The 20666-nt window shown below is 77.4% G+C and carries 14 protein-coding genes and 1 pseudogene; 3 read left to right on the forward strand and 12 right to left on the reverse strand.

All coding sequences use genetic code 11. The features are described from left to right. Positions 1–33: 33 nt before the first annotated feature. From GC089_RS12920 to GC089_RS12970, 11 genes and pseudogenes are all read right to left on the reverse strand, one after another. Positions 34–1794, reverse strand: coding sequence for a hypothetical protein (locus GC089_RS12920; RefSeq protein ID WP_155378006.1), 1761 nt, complete (start codon positions 1792–1794; stop codon positions 34–36). Next, on the reverse strand, positions 1791–2114 hold the full coding sequence (locus GC089_RS12925; protein WP_155378007.1) for a hypothetical protein: 324 nt from the start codon (positions 2112–2114) through the stop codon (positions 1791–1793). Before GC089_RS12925 ends, GC089_RS12920 begins: the two co-directional genes overlap by 4 nt. A gap of 91 nt (positions 2115–2205) precedes the next feature. Next, a pseudogene (ligA, locus tag GC089_RS12930) lies at positions 2206–4586 on the reverse strand (NAD-dependent DNA ligase LigA). 66 nt (positions 4587–4652) lie between these two features. Beyond that, the gene (gene eccCa / locus GC089_RS12935; RefSeq protein ID WP_230684793.1) at positions 4653–8555 is read right to left on the reverse strand and encodes a type VII secretion protein EccCa; all 3903 of its coding nucleotides are present in this window, start codon (positions 8553–8555) and stop codon (positions 4653–4655) included. 49 nt (positions 8556–8604) lie between these two features. Further along, positions 8605–9909, reverse strand: a complete 1305-nt coding sequence (locus GC089_RS12940) for an FHA domain-containing protein (RefSeq protein ID WP_155378009.1) — start codon at positions 9907–9909, stop codon at positions 8605–8607. Then, positions 9906–11264: a hypothetical protein gene (locus GC089_RS12945; RefSeq protein ID WP_155378010.1), complete on the reverse strand. Its 1359-nt coding sequence runs from the start codon at positions 11262–11264 to the stop codon at positions 9906–9908. The genes GC089_RS12940 and GC089_RS12945 overlap by 4 nt, the downstream gene beginning before the upstream one ends. A 282-nt stretch (positions 11265–11546) precedes the next feature. Continuing rightward, a complete protein-coding gene (locus tag GC089_RS12950; RefSeq protein WP_155378011.1) occupies positions 11547–13085 on the reverse strand; it encodes a hypothetical protein in 1539 nt (512 codons plus the stop codon). A 34-nt stretch (positions 13086–13119) separates the two neighbouring features. Continuing rightward, positions 13120–14520: a S8/S53 family peptidase gene (locus GC089_RS12955; RefSeq protein WP_155378012.1), complete on the reverse strand. Its 1401-nt coding sequence runs from the start codon at positions 14518–14520 to the stop codon at positions 13120–13122. After that, the gene (locus tag GC089_RS12960; protein ID WP_155378013.1) at positions 14517–14966 is read right to left on the reverse strand and encodes a hypothetical protein; all 450 of its coding nucleotides are present in this window, start codon (positions 14964–14966) and stop codon (positions 14517–14519) included. The genes GC089_RS12955 and GC089_RS12960 overlap by 4 nt, the downstream gene beginning before the upstream one ends. Before the next feature lie 189 nt (positions 14967–15155). Next, on the reverse strand, positions 15156–15458 hold the full coding sequence (locus tag GC089_RS12965) for a WXG100 family type VII secretion target (RefSeq protein WP_230684794.1): 303 nt from the start codon (positions 15456–15458) through the stop codon (positions 15156–15158). A gap of 22 nt (positions 15459–15480) precedes the next feature. After that, positions 15481–15795: a WXG100 family type VII secretion target gene (locus GC089_RS12970; RefSeq protein WP_155378014.1), complete on the reverse strand. Its 315-nt coding sequence runs from the start codon at positions 15793–15795 to the stop codon at positions 15481–15483. 280 nt (positions 15796–16075) lie between these two features. Here GC089_RS12970 and eccD point away from each other — a divergent pair, with 280 nt between their 5' ends. The 3 genes from eccD to GC089_RS12985 are packed head-to-tail and all read left to right on the forward strand — an operon-like array spanning position 16076 to position 20040. Beyond that, positions 16076–17410, forward strand: a complete 1335-nt coding sequence (eccD, locus tag GC089_RS12975; protein ID WP_155378015.1) for a type VII secretion integral membrane protein EccD — start codon at positions 16076–16078, stop codon at positions 17408–17410. Positions 17411–17413: 3 nt separating this feature from the next. After that, complete coding sequence (eccB, locus tag GC089_RS12980) at positions 17414–18787, forward strand: type VII secretion protein EccB (protein ID WP_155378016.1); 1374 nt, start codon at positions 17414–17416, stop codon at positions 18785–18787. Further along, positions 18784–20040 (forward strand): S8 family serine peptidase, encoded by a 1257-nt coding sequence (locus GC089_RS12985; protein WP_196250703.1) that lies wholly within the window; start codon positions 18784–18786, stop codon positions 20038–20040. Before eccB ends, GC089_RS12985 begins: the two co-directional genes overlap by 4 nt. Here GC089_RS12985 and GC089_RS12990 read toward each other — a convergent pair. Beyond that, entirely contained in the window at positions 20029–20640 is a 612-nt protein-coding gene (locus tag GC089_RS12990) for a hypothetical protein (protein WP_155378018.1), read from the reverse strand. The genes GC089_RS12985 and GC089_RS12990 overlap by 12 nt on opposite strands. Positions 20641–20666: the final 26 nt, after the last annotated feature.

Below are 20666 nucleotides of genomic sequence, written 5' to 3' on the forward strand. Positions count from 1 at the left end.
ATGCCGCAGGCGCCGGCCTCGTCGGCCCGCCCCTCAGTCCTCCGTACCCACCCGCAGCGCGACCCACTCCGCGAGCTCGGCGACCGCGCGGTCCACCGACGCCGGTGCGCTGTCGAGCGGGACGCGTGCGCCGAACAGCGCGTACAGGTGGCGCCCGGCGCCGATCTCCACCGACCGGGCGAGCGCACGCTCCGGACCGCGGAGGGCGACGTGCGCGCTCACCCGCCGGCGGATGCCGAGCGCGAGGCCCTCGACGTCCTCGTCCTGCCGGCGTCCGAGCACCGCCCAGTCCGTGCCGAGCACGCGCGCGAGGGCCTGCTCGACCCCGGCCAGTCCCGGGTCCTGCGCGTGCCCCCGCAGGGCGGCCCTCGCTCCCCGCGGGTCGCGCCGGTACCGCGCCAGGTAGGCGTCCGAGAGCGTCGAGGACGCACGGTCCCGCGCCCGCACCAGCACGTCCCGGACCACCCGGGCGGGGTCGTCGCCCTGTGCCTCGAGCTCCAGTGGCTGCGTCCCGAACCCGTCCAGCCGCGCCCAGGCGGCGCCCGTGCGCACCCCCACCGTGACGACGTACGCACCGAGCAGCACGCCCTCCGCCGCCGCCGACGCCGAGCGCAGCCGGGGCTCGGCGACGTCGTCGCCCAGCACCGCGACCATCGCGTCCGCGCACCACCCGGCCCACTCGAGCGCGGCCGAGGCCGTCCGGCCCTGCGGGCGCACCGCGTGCCACAGGCCGTCGCCGTGGCGGTCGCGGTCCACGAGCAGCCCGTGCGCGGTCAGCACCTCGAGCTGGCGGGCCAGCACGCCGTCGTCCGGGACCGTGCACGGGTCCACCGGGAACGTGACCGGCTTCCCCGACGCCACCGCGTCCTCGACGAACGGCACCACGTACGCGTCGACGTACTGGTCCACCGACAGGTCCTGCTCGGCCCGCACTCGAGCCGCCTGCGGCAGGTGGAAGGTGGTCGCGGGCTCGGGGGCGAGGTCCAGGAGCTCGCGGCAGAACTCGTGCAGCACCGCGAGCCGGTGGCGCACCGCCTCGAGGTCCGACCCGCCCCACAGGTACTCCCCGGGCAGCACGCTGACGCCCGCGCCCGTCGGCAAGGTCAGCCCCGCCACGACGTTCCGCCGGGGCAGCTCGAACCCGACGGTCAGGTCCAGCGCGCCGTGGACGCGGTGACGCACGGCCTCGAAGGAGGGGTCCGCGAGGGGCACCGGGGCGTCGACGGCGTTCCCGAACTCGGCCCGGACGAGGCGTTCGACCTCGTCGAGCGACGTCAGGTCGCCCCCGCCGCGCCGGGCGTCCGCGCGCGGCCTGGCCGCACGGCGCTCGAGCCAGCGCAGGTACCGCTCGGGGAGCCGTGCCCGCGCGAGCTCCAGCGCCTGCGCCACGACGGCGTCCGCCGCGGTCGGCCACGGCCCCTCGACCCGCCGCAGGTCGACGACCTGCCCGAAGCCGGTCGTCACGCTGCCGGTGGCGGCCCCGTCCTCGAGCCGGACCCGGAACGGGAGGGCGTGGAACAGCTCGCCCTCGAACGTCGTGCCGTCGTCGCTCACCGCACCGGACGTCACCACGGCGCCGCGGACCCGCTCGGGCGTCGCGACGAGCCGGTACAGGTCGCCGGGGCGAGCGGGCCGCCCCGCAGCCGCAGCACCGTCCGCGGCGACGTCCTGCTCCCCCACCGCCGCGTCCGCGTCCGCCGCGGCGGCCCGCGCCTCGACCTCGTCCCACGTCACGCCGGCGAACAGACCCTCGCGCTGGGCCTGCTCGAACGCCTCCCGGGGCGACCGCGTCACCGGCTCGGCGCCGGCGGTCCCCCGGGGGGCACGTCGTCCGCCGGGGCCGGTGCCCAGGGGCGGCCGAGCCGCTCGAGCTCCTCGAAGAACACGGCACGGGCGGCCTCCAGGTCGCGCGTGCGGACGCGCTCACGGTCCCGCCCCATGTCGCGGTACGTGACGACGTAGTCGTCGCCCTGCCTGCCGACGACGACGACCTCGCTGCTCGCCATCGTGGGCAAGCCCCGGACGACGAAGTCCATGCCGTACGCGTAGCCGCGCCGCTCCGCGTCCTGCTTGAGGGCGACCAGCTCGGGCGCCGGCGCGTGGTCGGCGCTCACGTCGCCGTCACGTCGACGACGACGGTCACTGCCGTGTCCGTGCGAGCAGCCGGCACGGCGCGAGGTCCGCCCGTGCGCGAGCCGGCCGCCGTCATCCGACCGGCTCCGTCGGCTCGTCCCCGCCGCCGCCCGCGGCGTCCCCCACCGCCGACGGCCCGCCCGCGAGCAGCGCCACGAACCCGGCCTCGTCGAGGATCCGCAGCCCGAGCTCGATCGCCTTCGCCTCCTTCGACCCGGCGTTCTCCCCCACGACCACGTAGTCCGTCTTCTTCGACACGCTGCCGGACGCCTTGCCGCCGCGCGCGATGATGGCCTCCTTCGCGCCGTCGCGGCTGAAGCCCTCGAGCGAGCCGGTGACGACGACCGTGAGACCCTCGAGCGTCGGCGTGACGGTCTCGTCGCGCTCGTCGCGCATCCGCACGCCGGCGGCCGCCCAGCGGTCGACGACCTCGCGGTGCCAGTCCCCCTCGGGCCCGGTGAACCACTGCACCAGCGACTCGGCGATCACCGGCCCGATGCCCTCGACCTGCGAGAGGTCCGCGACGGCCTGGGCCGGGTCGCCCTCGACGACCGCCCGGAGCGCCTCCATCGACCCGAAGCGCGTGGCCAGGGCGCGCGCCGCGGTGGGACCGACGTTGCGGATCGACAGCGACACCAGCACGCGCCACAGGTCCTTCGTCTTCGCCGCGTCGAGCTGGTCGAGCAGCGTGCGCGCGGACTCCGACGGCTCCCAGTCGGGCAGCGTCCGCCCCTCGGCCGCCGCGGCCGCCTGCGCCGCCTTCGTGTGCTTGAGGGTGCGACGGAAGGGCGCGCGGCGCCGCACCCGGCCGTCCTCGTCCTCGCGCGGCAGACCGGTCTCCGGGTCGCGGACGACGACCTCGACCCGGGCCAGCAGCGCCGTCGACCGCTCACGGACGCGCGCGACCTCCTCGGCGGGGGCGTCCAGCGGGTAGCCGACCAGGTCGAACAGGTACGCCTCGTTCGGCACGGGCGGGTCGGCCGGCACCTCGGGCTGCGTGAGCGCCGCGGCCGTCACCTCCCCGAGCGCCTCGATGTCGAGGCCGCCGCGCGAGCCGATGTGCTCGACCCGCCCGCGCACCTGCGCCGGGCAGGTGCGGGCGTTCGGGCAGCGCAGGTCGATGTCGCCCTCGCGCATGGGCCGCAGGGGCGTCCCGCACTCCGGGCACTCGGTCGGCATCTGCCACGTCACGCGCGGCACGTCGTCGTCCGGCGCGGCGGGCGCGGGGCCGACGATCTCCGGGATGACGTCGCCCGCCTTGCGCAGGACCACCATGTCGCCGATCCGCACGCCCTTGGCGGCGACGACCTCCTGGTTGTGCAGCGTCGCCTGCCGGACCGTCGAGCCCGACACCACGACCGGCTCCATGACCCCGAACGGCGTCGCGCGGCCGGTGCGGCCGATGCCGACCTCGATCGCGAGCAGGCGGGTGTTCACCTCCTCGGGCGGGTACTTGTAGGCGATGGCCCAGCGCGGCGCGCGGCTGGTGGCGCCCAGCCGGCGCTGCGCGCCGCGCTCGTCGACCTTGACGACGACGCCGTCGATCTCGTGCTCCACGTCGTGCCGGTGCTCGCCGTGGTGCGCCACGAACGCCTGGACGTCCGGGAACGCGTCGAGCACGCGCGTGTGTGGCGACACGGGCACGCCCCAGCCCGCCAGCAGCTCGTACACCTGGGACTGGCGGGTGATCTCCGGACCCCCGCGCACCGCGCCGACGCCGTGCGCGTACATGCGCAGCTGCCGGGACGCGGTCACCCGCGGGTCCTTCTGGCGCAGCGACCCCGCCGCCGCGTTCCGCGGGTTGGCGAAGGGGCCTTGCCGGCGGCCACCTGCGCGGCGTTGAGCGCCTCGAACGCCTCGACGGGGAAGAAGATCTCGCCCCGGACCTCGATGAGCTCCGGGTGCGTCGCCGGGTCGCCGGCGAGCACGTGCGGGATCGTCCGGATCGTGCGGACGTTCAGCGTGACGTCCTCCCCCGTGCGGCCGTCCCCGCGGGTCGCGGCGCGCACCAGCCGGCCACGCTCGTACAGCAGCGCGATCGCCAGCCCGTCGATCTTCAGCTCGCAGAGCCAGTGCACGTCCTGCGTCTCCAGGTCGCGCACGACCCGGTCCGCCCACGCGCTCAGCTCCTCGGCGGAGAAGACGTTGTCGAGCGACATCATCCGCTCCACGTGGTCGACCGCCGTGAACTCCGTGGAGAAGGTGCCGCCCACGCGCTGCGTCGGGGAGTCCGGCGTGCGCAGGTCGGGGTACCGGTCCTCCAGGGCGGCGAGCTCGCGGATGCGCGCGTCGTAGTCCGCGTCCGACGACGTCGGGGCGTCCCGGACGTAGTAGGCGAACTGGTCCGCCTCGATCGACGCCGCCAGCTCGCTCCAGCGGTGGCGCGCCTCGGCGGGGGCGGGGGCCGCCGCGTCCTCGCTGGTCAGGTCCGTGCCGGTGCGTGCGTCGTCCACGTGCCCATCCTGGCGCACGCCACCGACAGGCCGCCCACCGGACGCACCCGTCCGGCGGGCGACCCGTCAGCCGTGCCGCGACGGCTGGAACGCCAGCTGGCCCTGGAAGAGGCCGCGGTCGCGGCTGACCACCTGCACGCGTCCGGGGGGCGCCTGCACGGCCTTGACGCGGCCGATCAGCTGCCCCTCGTCCGGGTTGCCGGACAGCAGGATGCCCGTGGTGCCGAGGTCCGTCAGGCGCTGCAGCACCGGGTCGTACGCGGCGCGGCTGGCACCACCGGTGTGCCGCGCGATCACGACGTGCAGGCCGAGGTCCGCGGCCTGCGCGAGCAGCGGGACGATCGGCAGCAGCGGGTTGCCCTGCGACGTGGCCACCAGGTCGTAGTCGTCGACCAGGATGAAGCCCTCCGCTCCCGACCACCACGAGCGGGTCCGCAGCTGCTCCGGCGTGAGGTCCGGCCCCGGCACGCGGGTGCGGAAGAACCCGGCGAGGTCCTCCATGCCGCCCTGCGTCATCTCCGCGGTCGTCAGGTACGCGCCCAGGTAGTCCTTCGGGATCTCGTCCAGCAGGCCGCGGCGGTAGTCGACGACGAAGATCTTCGCCTGCTGCGGCGTGTACAGCCGCTGCACCTCGGCGGCGAAGGTGCGCAGCAGCGACGTCTTGCCGGCGTCGGACTCCCCGTAGAGGAACAGGTGCGGCTCGTCCACCGGGTCCAGCCCGAACGGCGCGAGCGCGTCCTCGTCGACGCCCAGCAGGATGCGCCGGTCGTCCGGACCGGCCGCGGCGCGCAGCTCGTCGAGGTGGAGCATCGTCGGCAGGAGCCGCAGCCGCGGGCCCTGCGGTCCGCGCCAGGCGGCGCGGGTGCGGGCCACGAGGTCGGCGACGCCGTCGGCGAGGGTGGACGTGTCCCCCGAGCCGTCGACGCGCGGCAGCGCGCCGAGCATGTGCAGCTTCGTCGGCGTCAGGCCGCGGCCCGGCATCGCCGCGGGGACGTTGGCGGCGGTCCGGCGGTCCACCTCGGAGTCGCCCGGGTCGCCGAGCCGCAGCTCCAGGCGCGTGCCGATGAGGTCCTTGACCTGCGGCCGCACCTCCATCCAGCGCGTCGCGGAGATCATGACGTGCACGCCGTAGGACAGGCCCCGCGCGGCGACCTGCTGGACCGTGGCCTCCAGCGCCTCGAACTCCTGGCGCAGCGTGCCCCAGCCGTCGACGACGAGGAACACGTCGCCCCAGCCGTCGTCCGCCGTGCCGGCGGCGCGGCGCGCGCGGTAGGTCTCGATCGAGTCGATGCCCTGCTCCCGGAAGTACTGCTCGCGCCGGTCGACGACGCCGACGACCTCGGCGACCGTGCGGCGCACCGCCTCCGCCTCGGTGCGCGTCGCGACCCCCGACACGTGCGGCAGGTCGCGCAGGCCCAGGAACGTGCCGCCGCCGAAGTCGAGGACGTAGAACTGCACCTCGAGCGGCGTGCGGGTCAGCGACAGCGCGGCCACGGTCGAGCGCAGCAGCGTGCTCTTTCCGGACACCGGGCGGCCGACGACCGCCATGTGCCCCGCCGAGCCCGACAGCGACACCACGAGCGGCTCGCGGCGCTGCTCGAGCGGCACGTCCACGACGCCGACCGGCACCGTGAGGGTGCCCGCGTCCCGCCAGCGCCGGCTGACCAGCCCGAGCTGCGGGTCCGGCGCGAGGTCGCCCAGCAGCGCGTCGAGGGAGTCCGGCGTCTCCAGCGGCGGCAGCCACACCTTGTGCGCCTGCGGACCGCGGCCGGTCATGCGGTCGACCGCGATGTCGAAGGTCACGCGCTCGTCGGCGCCCTCGGCGGCGACCACGGCCGGGTCCAGCGCCTCGACCTGCTCGGACTCGACCGGCGCCGCGACGCGCGCGGCGGTGAACGAGGTGACGGCGCGCACGCCGCCGCCGTCCGACCGCCGGGTGACCTCCTGCCGGCGGGGCGGCCGGCCCGACACGTACGCGGCCTTGAACTGTGTCATGCCCTCCGTGCCGACCTTGAGGTAGCCGACGCCGGGCTCGCGCGGCAGGTCGACCGCGTCCGGCACGCCGAGGACGGCGCGCGACTCGGCGCCGGAGAACGTCCGCAGGCCGATGCGGTACGACAGGTACGTGTCGAGCCCGCGCAGCCGCCCCTCCTCCAGGCGCTGGGACGCGATGAGCAGGTGCACGTGCAGCGAGCGGCCGACGCGGCCGATCGCGACGAAGCTGTCGACGAACTCGGGCTTGGCGGACAGCAGCTCGGAGAACTCGTCGACGACGACGAGCAGCGCGGGCAGCGGCTCCAGGTCGGTGCGGCCGCCGCGGCGCGCCTTCTCGTAGTCCCCGACGTTCGCGAAGTTGCCCGCCGCGCGCAGCAGCTCCTGCCGGCGCGTCATCTCACCGGTCAGCGCGTCCTGGAAACGGTCGACCAGGGACAGCTCGTCGGACAGGTTCGTGATGATCGCCGACACGTGCGGCATGCCCGCCATGCCGGCGAACGTCGCGCCACCCTTGAAGTCGACGAGGACGAAGTTCAGCTCCTCCGGGGAGTGCGTCAGCGCGAGCGCGAGCACGAGCGTGCGCAGCACCTCCGACTTGCCGGAGCCGGTGGCGCCGATGAGCACGCCGTGCGGGCCCATGCCCTGCTGGGCGGACTCCTTGAGGTCGAGCACGAGCGGCGCACCCGTCGTGTCCTGCCCGATCGGCACGCGCAGGCGGTCGCGCTCGAGGCGCCCCCGCCACGCGACGTCCAGGTCGATGTCGCGCACGTCCGGCAGGCCGAGCAGGTCGACGAGCTCCTCCTGCCCCGAGCCCCGCGCCTCGACCGCGGTCGGCCCGGAGTACAGCGGCATGAGCCGGCGCGCGGCGGCCTCCGCCTCCACCTCGGTGCACGCGTCGGGGACGAACGCCGCACCGGCACCGCGCGCCTGCACCACCTCGGCGACGAGGCGGTCGCCGGTCCGCGAGAGCGCGACGCGGGCGGCGGCCTCGTCCTCCAGCGCACCCCAGCGCGCCGGCAGGTCGAGCACCGTCACACCCTGGACGCCCTCGCGCAGCGCGGGGTGCGCCGTGTGCAGCGGGACGCCGTCGACGACCACGAGCACGTGCGGCGTCTGCCCCCCGCCGGGCGCGAACCGCGGACGCTGCGCGACGTCGGCGGGCAGCAGCTCGTCGAGGTCGGAGAACGACCGGACCACCATGCGGGCAGGGCCCGCGCCGTCCTGCACGCGCCGCGAGTGCGCGTGCGGCAGCCACTTCACCCACTCCCAGCGCGGCAGCGCCGACTCCTCCGCGACCACCGCGACCACGAGGTCCTCCGGGTGGTGCAGCGTCGCGGCGCCGATCACGACCGCGCGCGCGAGCGCCCGCACGTCGTCCTCGGGACCCGTCACCTCCAGCCGCGCCCAGCCGTCCAGGCGCACGCCGAACGGCAGGTCGGGCACCTGCTCGTGCGTGAGCATGAAGCGGTGCGCCGCGGACGCCGCCACCGGGTCCAGCTGCGCGAGCGGCGGCAGCTCGGGCGCCTCCAGCACCATGGCCGCCGGCTGGTCCGTCACGCCGAGCCGCACGTCGAGGAAGTCGGCGTCCTGCGCACCGCGCTCCCACACGCGCGTGCGCTCCTCCGCCAGGAACGGCAGCGTCGCGGGCGCCGGGTACTGCCAGTGCGCGGCGCGGCGCTGCTGACGTGCGGCCGTGCGCACCGTGGCGCGCAGCTCGGTGAGGTAGGCGAGGTACTCGCGCCGCGCGTCGAGCAGCTGGGCCGCCCGCTGCGAGCGCTGCCGCCAGCCGTTCGCGGCGACGAAGCCGAGGGACGACAGCAGGAACATGCCGCCGGTGAGGAAGCCGGTGGGACCGGCGTTGGAGATCGTCACCATCGCGATGGCGCCGACGGACCCGAGCATGGGCAGCAGGGAGGTGAGCACCGACGACGTGTCGTCGGCCGCCGCGAGCTCGGGCGGTGGCTGGAGCGTCACGCTCCCCGAGGGCACGCGAGGCGGGGCGAGACGGGATCCGGGCACGGGGTCAGGCCTCCGGGACGACGGACGAGACGGTGAACACGCGCCGGCCGACCCGGACGCGGTCCCCCTCGACGAGCAGGACGGTGGTGTGCGGCGGCAGCACGGTGACCTCGCCGTCGTCGCCCAGCACCGCCGTGCCGTTCGCCGAGCCGAGATCGGTCACGCGGACGCCGTCACGCGTGTGCTCCAGCCGCAGGTGGCGGCGCGAGACCGTGCTCTCCGGGTCCTGCAGCACCACGGGCCGGTCTCCGGCGACGACGGCCTCGGGCGAGCGGCCGAGGACGACCGCCGCCCCGAGCGGCACGAGCTCGCGCTGACCGGTGTCGACGACGAGCAGCACCGCCGCACCGGCGACCGGGACCGGAGCGCCCGCACCCGGGCGGCCGACGACGGCGGGCAGGGCCCCGGTCTGCGGACCGGCCGGCGGGGCGTCGGTGCGCTCGGGCACCCGCGGGCCGGACGTGTCCGGCACGACCAGGGGCTCGGCGAGCACGCCGGGACGGTCGCCGGGCGCCTGCCAGGGCGCCGCCGGGACCGCGGGCGCACCGGGCCGGACGCCCGCCGGGGCGACGGGGGGCAGGCCTGCGGACGGCGGGGACGACGCGAGCGCACCCGCGTGCTCGGCTCCGGCGCCGTCCTGCCACGGCAGGGTGAGGTCGGGCGTCGCGGCGGCGGGGCCGGCGGCCATGACCGTGAGGCCCGGCGCGACGGGCGGGACGGCCACCGTCGGGGTCGCTCGCCGCCGCGGGACGGCGACGACGACGGTCCCCGCGGCCCGGTCGGCCCAGGAGCGCCGGCGACCGCTGCGGTCGAGCGCGGCGGACGCGACGACACCCCACGCGCCGACGACCGCGACGAGCGCGCCCAGGCCCGTCACGAGCAGGCGGACGAAGGCCGGACCGGCGCCGGGCGACCACGGCCGGTCGTCGCGCGCCGTGCGCAGGCGCAGCACCGCGTTGCCGACGGTCAGGCCCGTGCGCGCCTGCCAGACCCACAGCGCCACGACGGCCTCGACCGCGACGACGGCCGTGAGCACCGGCGAGCGGGTCGGCAGCCAGACCGCCGCGACGACGAGCACGAGCGCGAGGACGTCGACCGTGAACGCGGCCAGCCGGGCGCCCACGCCCGCCGCACGACCCGCGAGCCGCGGACCGAGGTCGCCGCCGTCCGCGCGCCGCCGCTCGCCGCGCGACGGGGCTCCGCCCGCGGCGTCGCCGGCACCGCGCGGCAGCGCGCCGCAGCTCGGGCAGGGTCCGTCCGCGGGGGCGGCGGCGCCGCAGCACCAGCACGTCGTCGTCACCGTCGTCATCCCGACACCGCCGTCCGCACGAGCTCCAGGCCGCCGGCCGCGAGCAGCGCGGCCGGCAGCGCGAGGACCGTGGCCATCCCCTGCAGGACGTCCCCGGTCCGGGACAGCCCCAGCGAGCGCGCACCGCGCCCCAGGGGCACCGCCACGACGGCGGACGCGACGCCGACGAGCGCGAGCAGGCCCGCGACCAGCGTCGCGGAGTCCGGGCCGGTCGTGGCGGCGACGGCCCGCAGGCCGACGACCGCGGCCACGGCGGCCGACCCGCGCACCACCCAGCGCAGGCCCGGCACGTTCTCGGTGCGCGCGAGCAGCAGCAGCCCGACGAGGTAGCACAGGACGAGCGCGACCGTGCCGCCCACCACGAGCGCGCCGGCGGGGTGCGGCGGCACGGCGGCGGGCAGGGCGAGCGCCCCCACCGCGGCGAGCACGACCGTGGCGGTGACCCGCGCCGCGGACGCGGCGACCACGTGCGCGCGCACCTCGTCCCCGTCCACCGGGCCGGGGTCGGCGGGCACCGCGCCGCGCACCGACCACCGGTTGCGCAGGTAGCGCCCGTAGTCCATGAAGTACCCCTCGTCGACCTGCAGCAGCGCCGCGGGCAGGGCCCGCAGCGCGACGGGGACCGCGCCGGCGGTCAGTGCCGCGGCGGCCTGGGCCGGCCAGGCCAGCAGGAGCGTCAGGCCCCACAGCGCCGCGACGCCGGCGGCGACGGCCGCGACCGCGGCGAACGAGGCGCGCCACGGACCCGGCTCGGCGAGCGCGACGCCCGCCAGCCCCAGCACGGCGACGGTGGCCGCCGCCGTGACGGCGCCGAGCACGTCCGTGCCGGTCCACCCGTCGGGCACGACCGTGACCGCCGCGGCGGCGGCGAGCGCCACCGGGGTCGCGACGCGCAGCGCGGCGGGCAGGTCCTCGGTGCGCCGGGCGGCCAGCACCGCGGTCACCACCGCGGCGACGGCGAGGAGGACCGCCGCGGGCGGGGTCCACCGCGCGCTGAGCAGCCCCGGCGCGACGAGGTCCAGCACCGCGGCCACGGCACCGAGCGCGAGCAGTGCCCACCACGCCGGGGCGATGCCGCCACGCCCGGCGACCCGCCGCTCGCGAGCGGCACGGCGCGGGTCCGCCGGTTCGGCGGCACGGTCGACGACCGTGACGAGCGCACCGTCCTCGAGGTCGGCCACCGGCGTACCGGCCTCCGCGCGGCGGTCGCCGACCAGGAGCGTGAGCCCCGGGTCGTCGAGGGCGACGCCGACCGCGCCGAGGGCCTCGGCGAGCGTGCCGGTCGCGGGGAGGGCGACGTCGAGCCGCCGTTCGCCGTCGAGCACGGCGATCCGGCGCGGAGGTGCGGTGGTCACGAGCGCGGCGACCGCCCCCGGGCAGGGTCCGCGCAGGCACCGGCCCGCGCGTGCTCCCGGTCCGTCCCGCTCATCCGCTCACCCCTCGTCGTCTGCCGTCGCGCCGCTCGCGCGCGCGACGGAGCACACCGTACGTCCTCGTGGGTATCGGCATCCGCCACCGCCGACTGGAGGCGTCCGCGTGCCGGTGCCGACGGCAGGCCGGGCCCCCGCGCACGCGGCGACGCCGCCCGCCGCCGGACCGCGACCGCGGTCCGGCGACGGGTCGCCCGTGCTCCCGCCTCAGCGCTCGCCGGGGCCGGCGGACAGCGGACGGGGAGCGATCTCCTCCTCGTCCTCCAGCCGCGGCGCGAGCGGGCCGCCGAGGCCCTTGCGCCGGTCACGCTGGCTGCCACCCGCGCCACCCGCGGCACCGCCGTGCATCATCCCGGTCGTGCCCCCGGCACCGCCGGTGCCGGCCGCCCCGCCGCGGGCACCGGCCGCGCCGGCCCCCTCGGCGAGACCCGCCGCACCGCGTGCCCCGGCCGCTCCCGCAGCACCGGCGCCCGTACCCGACGCGCCGCTGCCGCCTGCGGCACCGGCCCCCGCACCGGACGAGAGACCGGCACCGAGACCGCGCGCGCCGGCGCCGGCCGCACCGGCGCCGCCGGTGGCACCGGCGTAGCCGCCGGACGCACCGCCCCAGCCGCCCATGCCCGCACTCGCACCGAGGCCCGCCATGCCGCCACCGCTGCCCGTCAGGCGCGACCCCGCGGCGAGCGCCGCGGCACCCGCCGCACCGCCCACGAGGCCCGACGACCCGGAGGACCAGCCTCCGGCGCCACCGGCGCCGACGCCACCGCCGACCCCGGCACCGCCGCTGCCGCCGCTGCCGGGCACGCTGCCCTCCATACCGCCGTCGACGTCGACCCACGGGGACGTCCCGGGCGTACCGGGGACGACCGGCCCCGCCGTGACGGGACCACCGGGCCCGACACCGATGGGACCGTGGGACCCGCCACCACCGGGCGTCGGCGGGGGGACGTCGACCCAGCCGGCGCCGCCGCCCCCGGCGATCCCGCTGCCGGCGGCGTGGCCGATGCCGGACGGCGCCGCACCGCCACCCCCGCCGACGCGGGCGGGGCCGCCACCGGCGGAGGAGTACCCCCCGGCGGTGCCCCCCGAGTACCCGGGCGTGGTCGTGCCGTCCGACGGCACCCCCTTCTCCGGCTCGCCCGTGGTCCGGTCGGCGTCCAGTCCCAGCGTCTGGCCGAGCGTGGCGGCCGGGGGCACGAGGTCCTTGCGCACCTGCTGCAGCGCGTTCGCCGCCGCCGCCTCGCGCGCCGCCCGCAGGGCCGCCTCGTCGTCGGCGATCTCCTGCTCCGCACGGCGCGCCGCGGCGGTCGCCGCGATGCCCGTGGGGATGACGCCCAGGGGCAGCTTGGCCAGCGCCGCCGCCTCGTGCCGCGCGACGATGGCGGCCTTCTCGAAGAACGAGAGCTCGACGGGCATCTGCTGCACCTCGGCCAGCCGCTGGGCCGCCGAGCCCACCCGGGCGGCGTTGGCGTCGCCGACCGCTCGCTGCACGTCGCCCATGCGACGGTCGTACTCCTGCACCCGCGTCCTGATCGCCGCGAGCTGCGCGCGCGCCGCGTCGGCCGTCGCCCCCGACGCCCCCTCGCCGTCCAGGACGTCCGCGACGCGCGCGATGGCGCCGACGACCTCGCCGTAGGCCGCACGCAGCGCCTCGGCGCCGGGCAGCTCCCACGGCGGCACCTGGGAGTAGGTCGCGAGCTCGGCGAGCTGCGCCTCGGCGTCCGAGTACGTCTTCCCGTCCGTCACGGGTGCACCTCTCTCGTCGTGTCGTGAAGGCCGGTCAACGGCCGGGGTCGGTCAGGGGCGCCGGGGCCGGACCTGCGGTCCGACGGCGGCGCTGCAGGAGGAGCACGGTCACGACCACCGCGACCAGGACGGCGGCCGCGCCGCCGAGGGCCGGCCAGAGCCACCCCGCGCCGACGTCCTGCCCGTCCTCGGGCGCGTCCTGCGCCGGGGGTGCTGCGTCACCCGTGGCCGTCGCGGAGGCCTCCGGCGCGGACGTGGCCTCGGGGTCCCCCGGCCACACCGGGCGCTCGGCCGCCGCGACCTCACCGAGGGTGATCTGGTTGAGGCGCGCCTCCTCGCCCTCGCCGATGTCGACCAGCAGCGGGTTCTCGTCCGGGAAGCGCGCGGGATCCTCCCGGAGCATGTGCCGCAGTCCGACCATCCCGTACCCGCGCATCTCGTCGTACCCCAGCTCGTGCTCCTCCGAGCCGGTGTCGTGGATCAGCGTCTGCAGCATCTGGTTGCCGGTCGCCTCCGGGTACGCCGACCAGACCGCGGCGAGCGCGCCCGCCACGACCGGCGTGGCCAGGGACGTGCCGGAGTCCAGGCGCCTGGGCTCCCAGCTCCCGTTGCTCGGCGAGCCCTGGACGAGCAGGTCGACGCCCGGTGCGCACACCGTGATCTTCTCGTGCTCGAACTGCTTCCCGTCGCGCCCGACCTGCGGATCGAGGTTCACGTCGCACGCCTCGACGGCGACGACGCCGTTCAGGCGCGCGAGGTCGTCGCTCACGCTGACCCTCGTGTCGTTGGACGAGCTGTCCTGGGCGAGCGCCGCGAGGACCACCACGCCCTCCTTGAGCGCCCACGCGATCACGTCCTGGACGGGCTCCTCGTAGCTGATGGCCCCGCCGAAGGACATGCTGATGATGTCGGCACCGTCGTCGACCGCCTGCCGGATGGCCCGCGCCGTCGCCGACGGCGCGTCCGGCCCCTGGCCGCCCGAGCCGCACGCGAGGCCCTCCGTGCCCTCCTGCGAGTAGAAGAGCACACGGGCGCGCGGCGCGACCCCCGCCTGCGACCGCTCGCCGTTGAAGCCCTGACCGTTGCCGACGACGAACCCGGTGACCGCCGTGCCGTGCGCCGACTGCGCGATGTCCGGGCGGGCCGCGGGCAGCGGCTGGCCGTCGTGGTCGGTGCAGAACGAGGGCTCGTGCACGTGCAGGTCGGCGCCCGCGAACATCGGCAGGTCGGGGTTGATCGCGTCGTCGATGACCGCGACCGTCACCCCTCGCCCGTCCGCCCCCGCCGCGTTGACCTCGGCGACGCCCATGCCCGTGTACCACCACGTGCCGTCCTGCGTCGCGGCGGACGCGGTCACGGCGGACGCGGTGGCGACGGGTCCGGCGAGCAGCAGCGCACCGAGCACCACCGCGGCCGCGCGGTTGCGGGACCTCACAGGCCTGCGCGCGCGTTCGGGTCGTCCGCCGTCGTCGCCGGCGCCACCGTGGCCGGGGAGGCACCCGCCGCCGCACCGTCCGGCGCCGCGGTGCCGGACGCCATCGCCTGGTCGTCGACGCTCACCTGCCGCTCGAACATCTGGCTCACGCGGGTGACCTCGTCCGCGGCAGCCTGCTCCGTGCCGGCCAGGATCTGCGCGGCCTGCTCGAACGCCGTCGCGGAGTCGAGCAGGATGGCCCGCAGCTCCTCCCGGAGCTGGTTGAAGACCCCGGGCGCCTGGTCGATGACGTGGGCGACGGGCTGGACCGCGGCGTACTGGCCGGCGCGCGGGCCCAGCACGGGCCGCAGGGTCGCCGGCTCCGGCAGGAGGTCGGCGACGCGCTGGAGGCGCTTCGCCTCGCCCTGGAGGGTCTCGATGTCGGCCCTCAGCATCCGTGCGGGCATCCGTGGCTCCTTCGTGCGTGTCTCGTGGGGCCACCGCGGCGCTCGCCGCGGGGCCGCCGTGCGCGCTGCGCGCGCGTCCGGTGCCGGCTGCCGGGCCCGCCGCGTGCGCTGCGGCGTGCGCGGGCTGCTGATGTCGTGCGCGTGGCGGGGGCCGTCGGCCCCCGCCACGTCACGTGCGACCCGGTCGGGTCAGGCGCCGAAGCGACCCGCCGACTGACGGTCCGCAGCGGTGTAGTTCTGCGCGATCTCGTTCGTGCTCGTCGCGATGCGGTCGAGCAGCTGCTGCAGGTCGGTCAGCGCCTGCGTCCACTGGCGCTGCGCGAGCGAGTAGGACTCCTGCGCCTGGCCGGACCAGCTGGCGCGCAGCGTGGCGACCTTGCTGTCGAGCTCGTCGAGCTCGGCACGGATGCCCTGCGCACCGGAACGGATGTTCCCGGACAGCGCGATGACCTGCTCCGGGGTGACGGAGAACGAACCCAGCGACATCGTCATGCTCCCTGTTCCGCGCGCGCCCTCAGGCGCCCATCATCGAGTTGAGACCGGCGATGGTCTGCTGCGTCTGCTCGTCCGTGGCCTGCTGGTCGCGGGCCGTGCCCGTCAGCGACGCCTCGAGCTGGTCGAGCACGCTGTTGAGCTTCTTGGTCTTCGAGTCCCACTCGGCCATGAGCTGGGTGAAGCGCGACGCGGCCGGGCCGGTCCACATGCCGCCGACGGTCTCGATCTCCCGGCGGACCTGCGCGACCCGGTTGTCGATGCCCTGACGGGCGTCGGCAACGGCCTGCGCACCCCGCGCGAGGGCCCCCTCTTCGGCGGAGATGTTCTCTGCCACGTCACACTCCTTCACTCGACGCCGTGTGTCGTGCCGCCCTGTGACGGACGGCACGGCGGTCAGAGTAGCGCGGACGTCCGACAGGTTCCCGGAGCAACCGGACACCGGCGGGTGATACCGGCGTGATGGGCCTCACGCCGGGCGCCCGATCGGGTGAACCCGGGGCCGGACCCGCCAGCCGCGGTCCCGAAGGAGGGGCCACGGCGAGGTGGCGGCTCCGTGCCGCGCTAACCTCACCTGCGTTCGCCGCGCGCCACCGGTGCGCCCACCCGGGGGACCCATGCCTCAGACCACGACCGCCGCCCGCGCCCTGCTGCACCTGACGATCACGAGCGAGGACCGTCGCCTGGACCTCGGCGTGCCCGCACAGCTGCCGCTGGTCGAGCTGATGCCCGGCGTCGTGCGCAGCCTGGGCGTGCTCGACCCGACCCTCGTGCACGCCGGCTACGCGTTGCGCCGCTCCGACGGCGGTCTGCTGGACCCCGCCCAGAGCTGCGCGGCGCAGGGCGTGCAGGACGGCGAGCTGCTCACCCTCGTGCGCGGCGGCCTCGTCGCCGAGCACCGGCGGTACGACGACGTCGTCGAGGCCGTCGTCGACGCCACCCGTGACCGCGCGCCCTGGACGCCCGCGGACCAGGCGCGCACCGCCCTCGCGGTGAGCCTGCTGCTGCTCGCGCTGGGCGCGGGGCTCCTGCTGTCCTCGCCGCACGGGCTCGGGATCGGGTCGGTGGTCGCGCTGGGGGCGGCCGTCGTCCTCGTGACCACCGGGGCCGTCCTCACCCGGACCGGCGCCGCCGAGGCGGGCCACGGGCTGGGGCTGGCCGCGTCCGTGTGGGCCGCGGTGGGCGCGTACCTGCTCGTGCCCGAGGGTGAGCTGTGGGGGTGGCCGGTCGCGGCCGCCGGGCTCGCCGCGATGGTGACCGGCGGCCTCGCGCTCGCGGCGGTCGCGTCCGCGCCGCAGGTGCACGTGGTCCCGGTCGCGGCCGGCGGTGCCGTCGCCCTCACGGGCCTGGCCGCGGCGCTGCTCGGTCCGGGCGACGTCGCGCCGTGGGCCGTGCTCGTGGCCGTCGCCGCGACGCTCGCGAACCTCGCGCCGTGGCTCGCGCTGTCCTCCACGCGGCTCGACGTCGTCTCGCCGCACAGCGATGCGGAGGTGCTCGCGCCGCCGCCGCCCGTGGACGGGCCCGACGTCGCGCGCCGGGCGCTCGAGGGCCAGCGCCTGCTGCTCGCGCTGCGGGTCGCGGCCGCGGTCTGCGTCGCGGTCGCGACCCCGCTCGTCGCGTCCTCGGGGGTGAGCGGCGCCGCCCTGTGCGCGCTCGCGTTCGTCGGTCTGCTGTTCCAGTCCCGGCAGGTGCACGCCCGGTCGGGCGTCCTGACGCTCATGGCCTGCGGCGCCGCCGGGCTCACCCTCACCGGGACGGTCGTCGCCGTCTCGGGGTCGGTCGCACCCGCGGTGCTCACGATCGTCCTGCTCACGTCCGTCGCCGCGCTGGTCGGCCTGACGATGCTGCGCCCGCGCGCCCGCATGCGGATGGTGCGCCTCGCGGACACGGTCGAGCTCGCCGCACTGGCCCTCCTGCTGCCGCTCGGCGCCCTCACGGCAGGGCTCGTCTGACCCGTGGCCAGCAAGAAGGACCTCATCGAGGCGCAGACGTTCAGCCGTCGCCGCCTGCTCACCGCCTTCACGTCGGGCGCGCCCGGGGGCAAGGAGCTCGAGCCCGCCAAGCCCCTGCGCGGCGTCGTCGCGGGACTCGCGCTCACCGCGCTCGTCGTCGTGGGCGGCCTCTTCTACGGCTTCCTGCGCCCGGGCCTGCCCACCGGCTGGGACAACAACCGGCTGGTCGTCGCGGAGGACACCGGTGCGCGCTACGTGAGCGTCGCCGGGACCCTGCACCCCGTCGCCAACGCCACGTCCGCCCGGCTCATCGTGCCCGCGGGCGAGTTCGACGTGATCACGACCAACGCCCAGCGGCTCGCGGACGCCCCGCTGGGACAGCCCGTCGGGATCGTCGGCGCGCCCGACCAGCTGCCGCCCGCGGACCGGCTGCTCGGCACCGGCTGGGCCGCGTGCCTCGTGCTCGACGACGCGGAGGACGGCCCCGCCCAGGTCGCGACGACGCTGTCGGCGACGGCACCGGCCGTGGCCACCGACCAGGCCGCCGTGGTGCGGACCGAGGCCGGCACGGCCGTGCTGGTCGGTGGCACCGCCTTCCCCGTCGACCCCGACGGCACCGACGCGGTCCTGCGCGCCATCGGGCTCGGCGACGCCGTCGTGCGGGACGTGACCGCCGCGTGGCTGCGGCTGTTCACGCCGGGCTCGGAGCTCGCGGCGATCGTCGTGCGCGACGCCGGCGACCCCGTCGAGGGCACCGGGCTGCGGGTCGGCCAGGTCCTGCACCCGGCCGGCTCCCCCGCCACGACGCGGTTCCTCGTGCGCGAGGACGGCTCGCTCGCGCAGCTCAGCCCGCTGGCGTACCAGCTCTACCTGCTGGGCACGGGGTCCCAGCTCGGGGAGGCCGTCGACGTCTCCCCCGCCGACTTCGCGTCCCAGCCGAACTCGCCCACGCCCGCCGGCGCGGCGGACTGGCCGCGCGAGGAGATCGCACCGGTCCCGGACGCCGACGTCCCGTGCGCCCTGGCGACCACCGACGACGGCCCGGGCACGGTCCTCGCGGTGGCGTCCGACGACGCGGTGGCCGCGAGCCCGGGCGTGCGCGTGGACCACGGTGCCGGCGCGCTCGTGCGCGCAGCGGGGCGCGGGGCGCAGTCGAGCGGTGGTGTATACCTCGTCGACGCGACCGGCACGGCCTTCCCCGTCATCGGGGACGCCGACACGCTCGCACGGCTGGGCTACGCCGCCGAGGACCTCGGCGCCGTGACCGACGCGTGGGTCGACCTCCTGCCGACGGGTCCCGCCCTCTCCGTCGACGCGGCCACGCGCGGCATCACGGCGCCCGACCCCGACGCGACCGCGCAGGCGGACGCGGGGTGAGGCGCGCGACCGCCGCCGCTGCGCTCGCCGGCCTCGGCACGGCCGCGCTGCTCGCGCTCGTCCCCACCGCGCCGGCCGTCGCGGCGACCACCGGCTGCCGCCCCGGCGACGTGCAGCTGGTCGCGCAGACGCCGCCCGCGCTCGACCGGCTGCAGACCGACCTCGCGTGGGGCATCACGCGCGGGGCCGGCGTGCTCGTCGCGGTCGTCGACTCGGGCGTGGACGCCTCCAACCCGCACCTCACCGACGCGCTCGCGGGCGGGATCGACCTGGTCGGGGACGGCCTCGGCGCGAACGGCTACGCGGACCTGCACGGGCACGGCACGGCGGTGGCGGGCACGATCGCCGCGCGCGAGGTCGCCGGCTCGGGCGTCGTCGGGATCGCCCCCGAGGCGCGGCTGCTGTCGGTGCGGGTGTTCGCCTCCGACGACGACAAGGCGCGTGAGGCGGGGTTCGGCCCGACCGCGCAGCGCCTGGCGGACGGGATCCGTGCCGCCGCGGACGCCGGTGCGAAGGTGGTCGCCGTCGCGATGTCGAGCCCGGCCGACGACCCGGCGCTCGTCGACGCCGTCGCGTACGCGCAGGCGCGCGGCGCGCTCGTGGTCGCCAGCGCGGGCAACGCCGGCGGGGAGTCCGCCGCCCGTTACCCGGCCGCCGCGCCGGGCGCGCTCGGTGTCACCGCCGTCGACGCCGCGGGCAACGGCACCGCCGCGACGTCCCACGGGCCGCACGTGCGGGTCGCCGCACCGGGTCAGCAGGTGCTCACGAGCGCCGTCGGCGCCGGCGACTGCATGTACGCGCAGCAGGAGCCCCGGGCGAGCTTCGCGACGGGGTACGCCGCGGGGGCGGCCGCCCTGGTCGCCGCGGCGCACCCCGACGAGCCGCCCGCCCGGTGGGCCCACCGCCTCGAGGCGACCGCGGCGCGCCCGGACCCGGACCACCGGGACGACGTCGTCGGCTGGGGCGTCGTGCAGCCGTACGAGGCGATCGTCCTGGTGCCCGACGCCTCGATCCGGGGACCGGTGGACCCGGTGACGGGCGCGACGCCGGTCGCGGTGCGGCCGGCCGTCGCCGCACCGCGCGTGCGCCCGTCCGAGGACCCGTGGGCCCCGGCGCGCGACATGGGCGCGCTCGTCACGGTGCTCGCGCTGAGCACGGCGGGCGTGCTCGGCGCCGTCGTCGTGCTGCGCACCCGCCGGGCCGACGCCGACGCGCCACCGGCGGACGCCGACGCGCCGACGTCAGCCGAGTAGCGCCCGCACCACCAGCACCAGCCCGGCGACGCAGGTCACCGACACCACGACGACGGCGACCACGGCCGCCCGCGCCCACCGGCGCGCAGTCCCGGCCACCGACCGCATGGCCGCGGCCTCGCCGCGCAGCGCCGCGGTGCCCTCGACCGCGGCGACCTCCGCCGGCGGGGGCGGCACCGGGCGCGGCCGGTAGCGCTCGCGCTCGGCGGGCGGGGCGTCCGCGGGACGCGCCCACACCCGCGACGCGGCGGGCTGCGGCGCCGGCGAGGCGTCGGTGCGGGGTGCGCGCACGACCGTGCGCTCGTCGGGCGCGTCCCCCGGCGCCTCCGCCGGACGGGCGCGGAGCACCGTGGCGTCCGCCGGTGCCGGGGTCGTCGGGGACGCCGTCGGGGACGCCGCCGCCCGGAGCACCGTCCGGTCGTCGAGGTCCTCGCCGGTGGGGCCCGCGGGCACCCGCGGCCGGACGACCGTCCGCTCGTCGAGGTCGTCGCCGGACGGGTGGGCAGCGGTGCCGGGACGGACGACCGTGCGCTCGTCGAGCCCCTCGAGCCCGTCGGGCCCGTCCGGGCCGGGCAGCACGGACGTGCCCGGGCGCACCACCGTCCGGTCGTCGAGGTCCGGGGCGG

Source organism: Cellulomonas sp. JZ18, assembly GCF_009720485.1.
GTDB lineage: Bacteria > Actinomycetota > Actinomycetes > Actinomycetales > Cellulomonadaceae > Cellulomonas.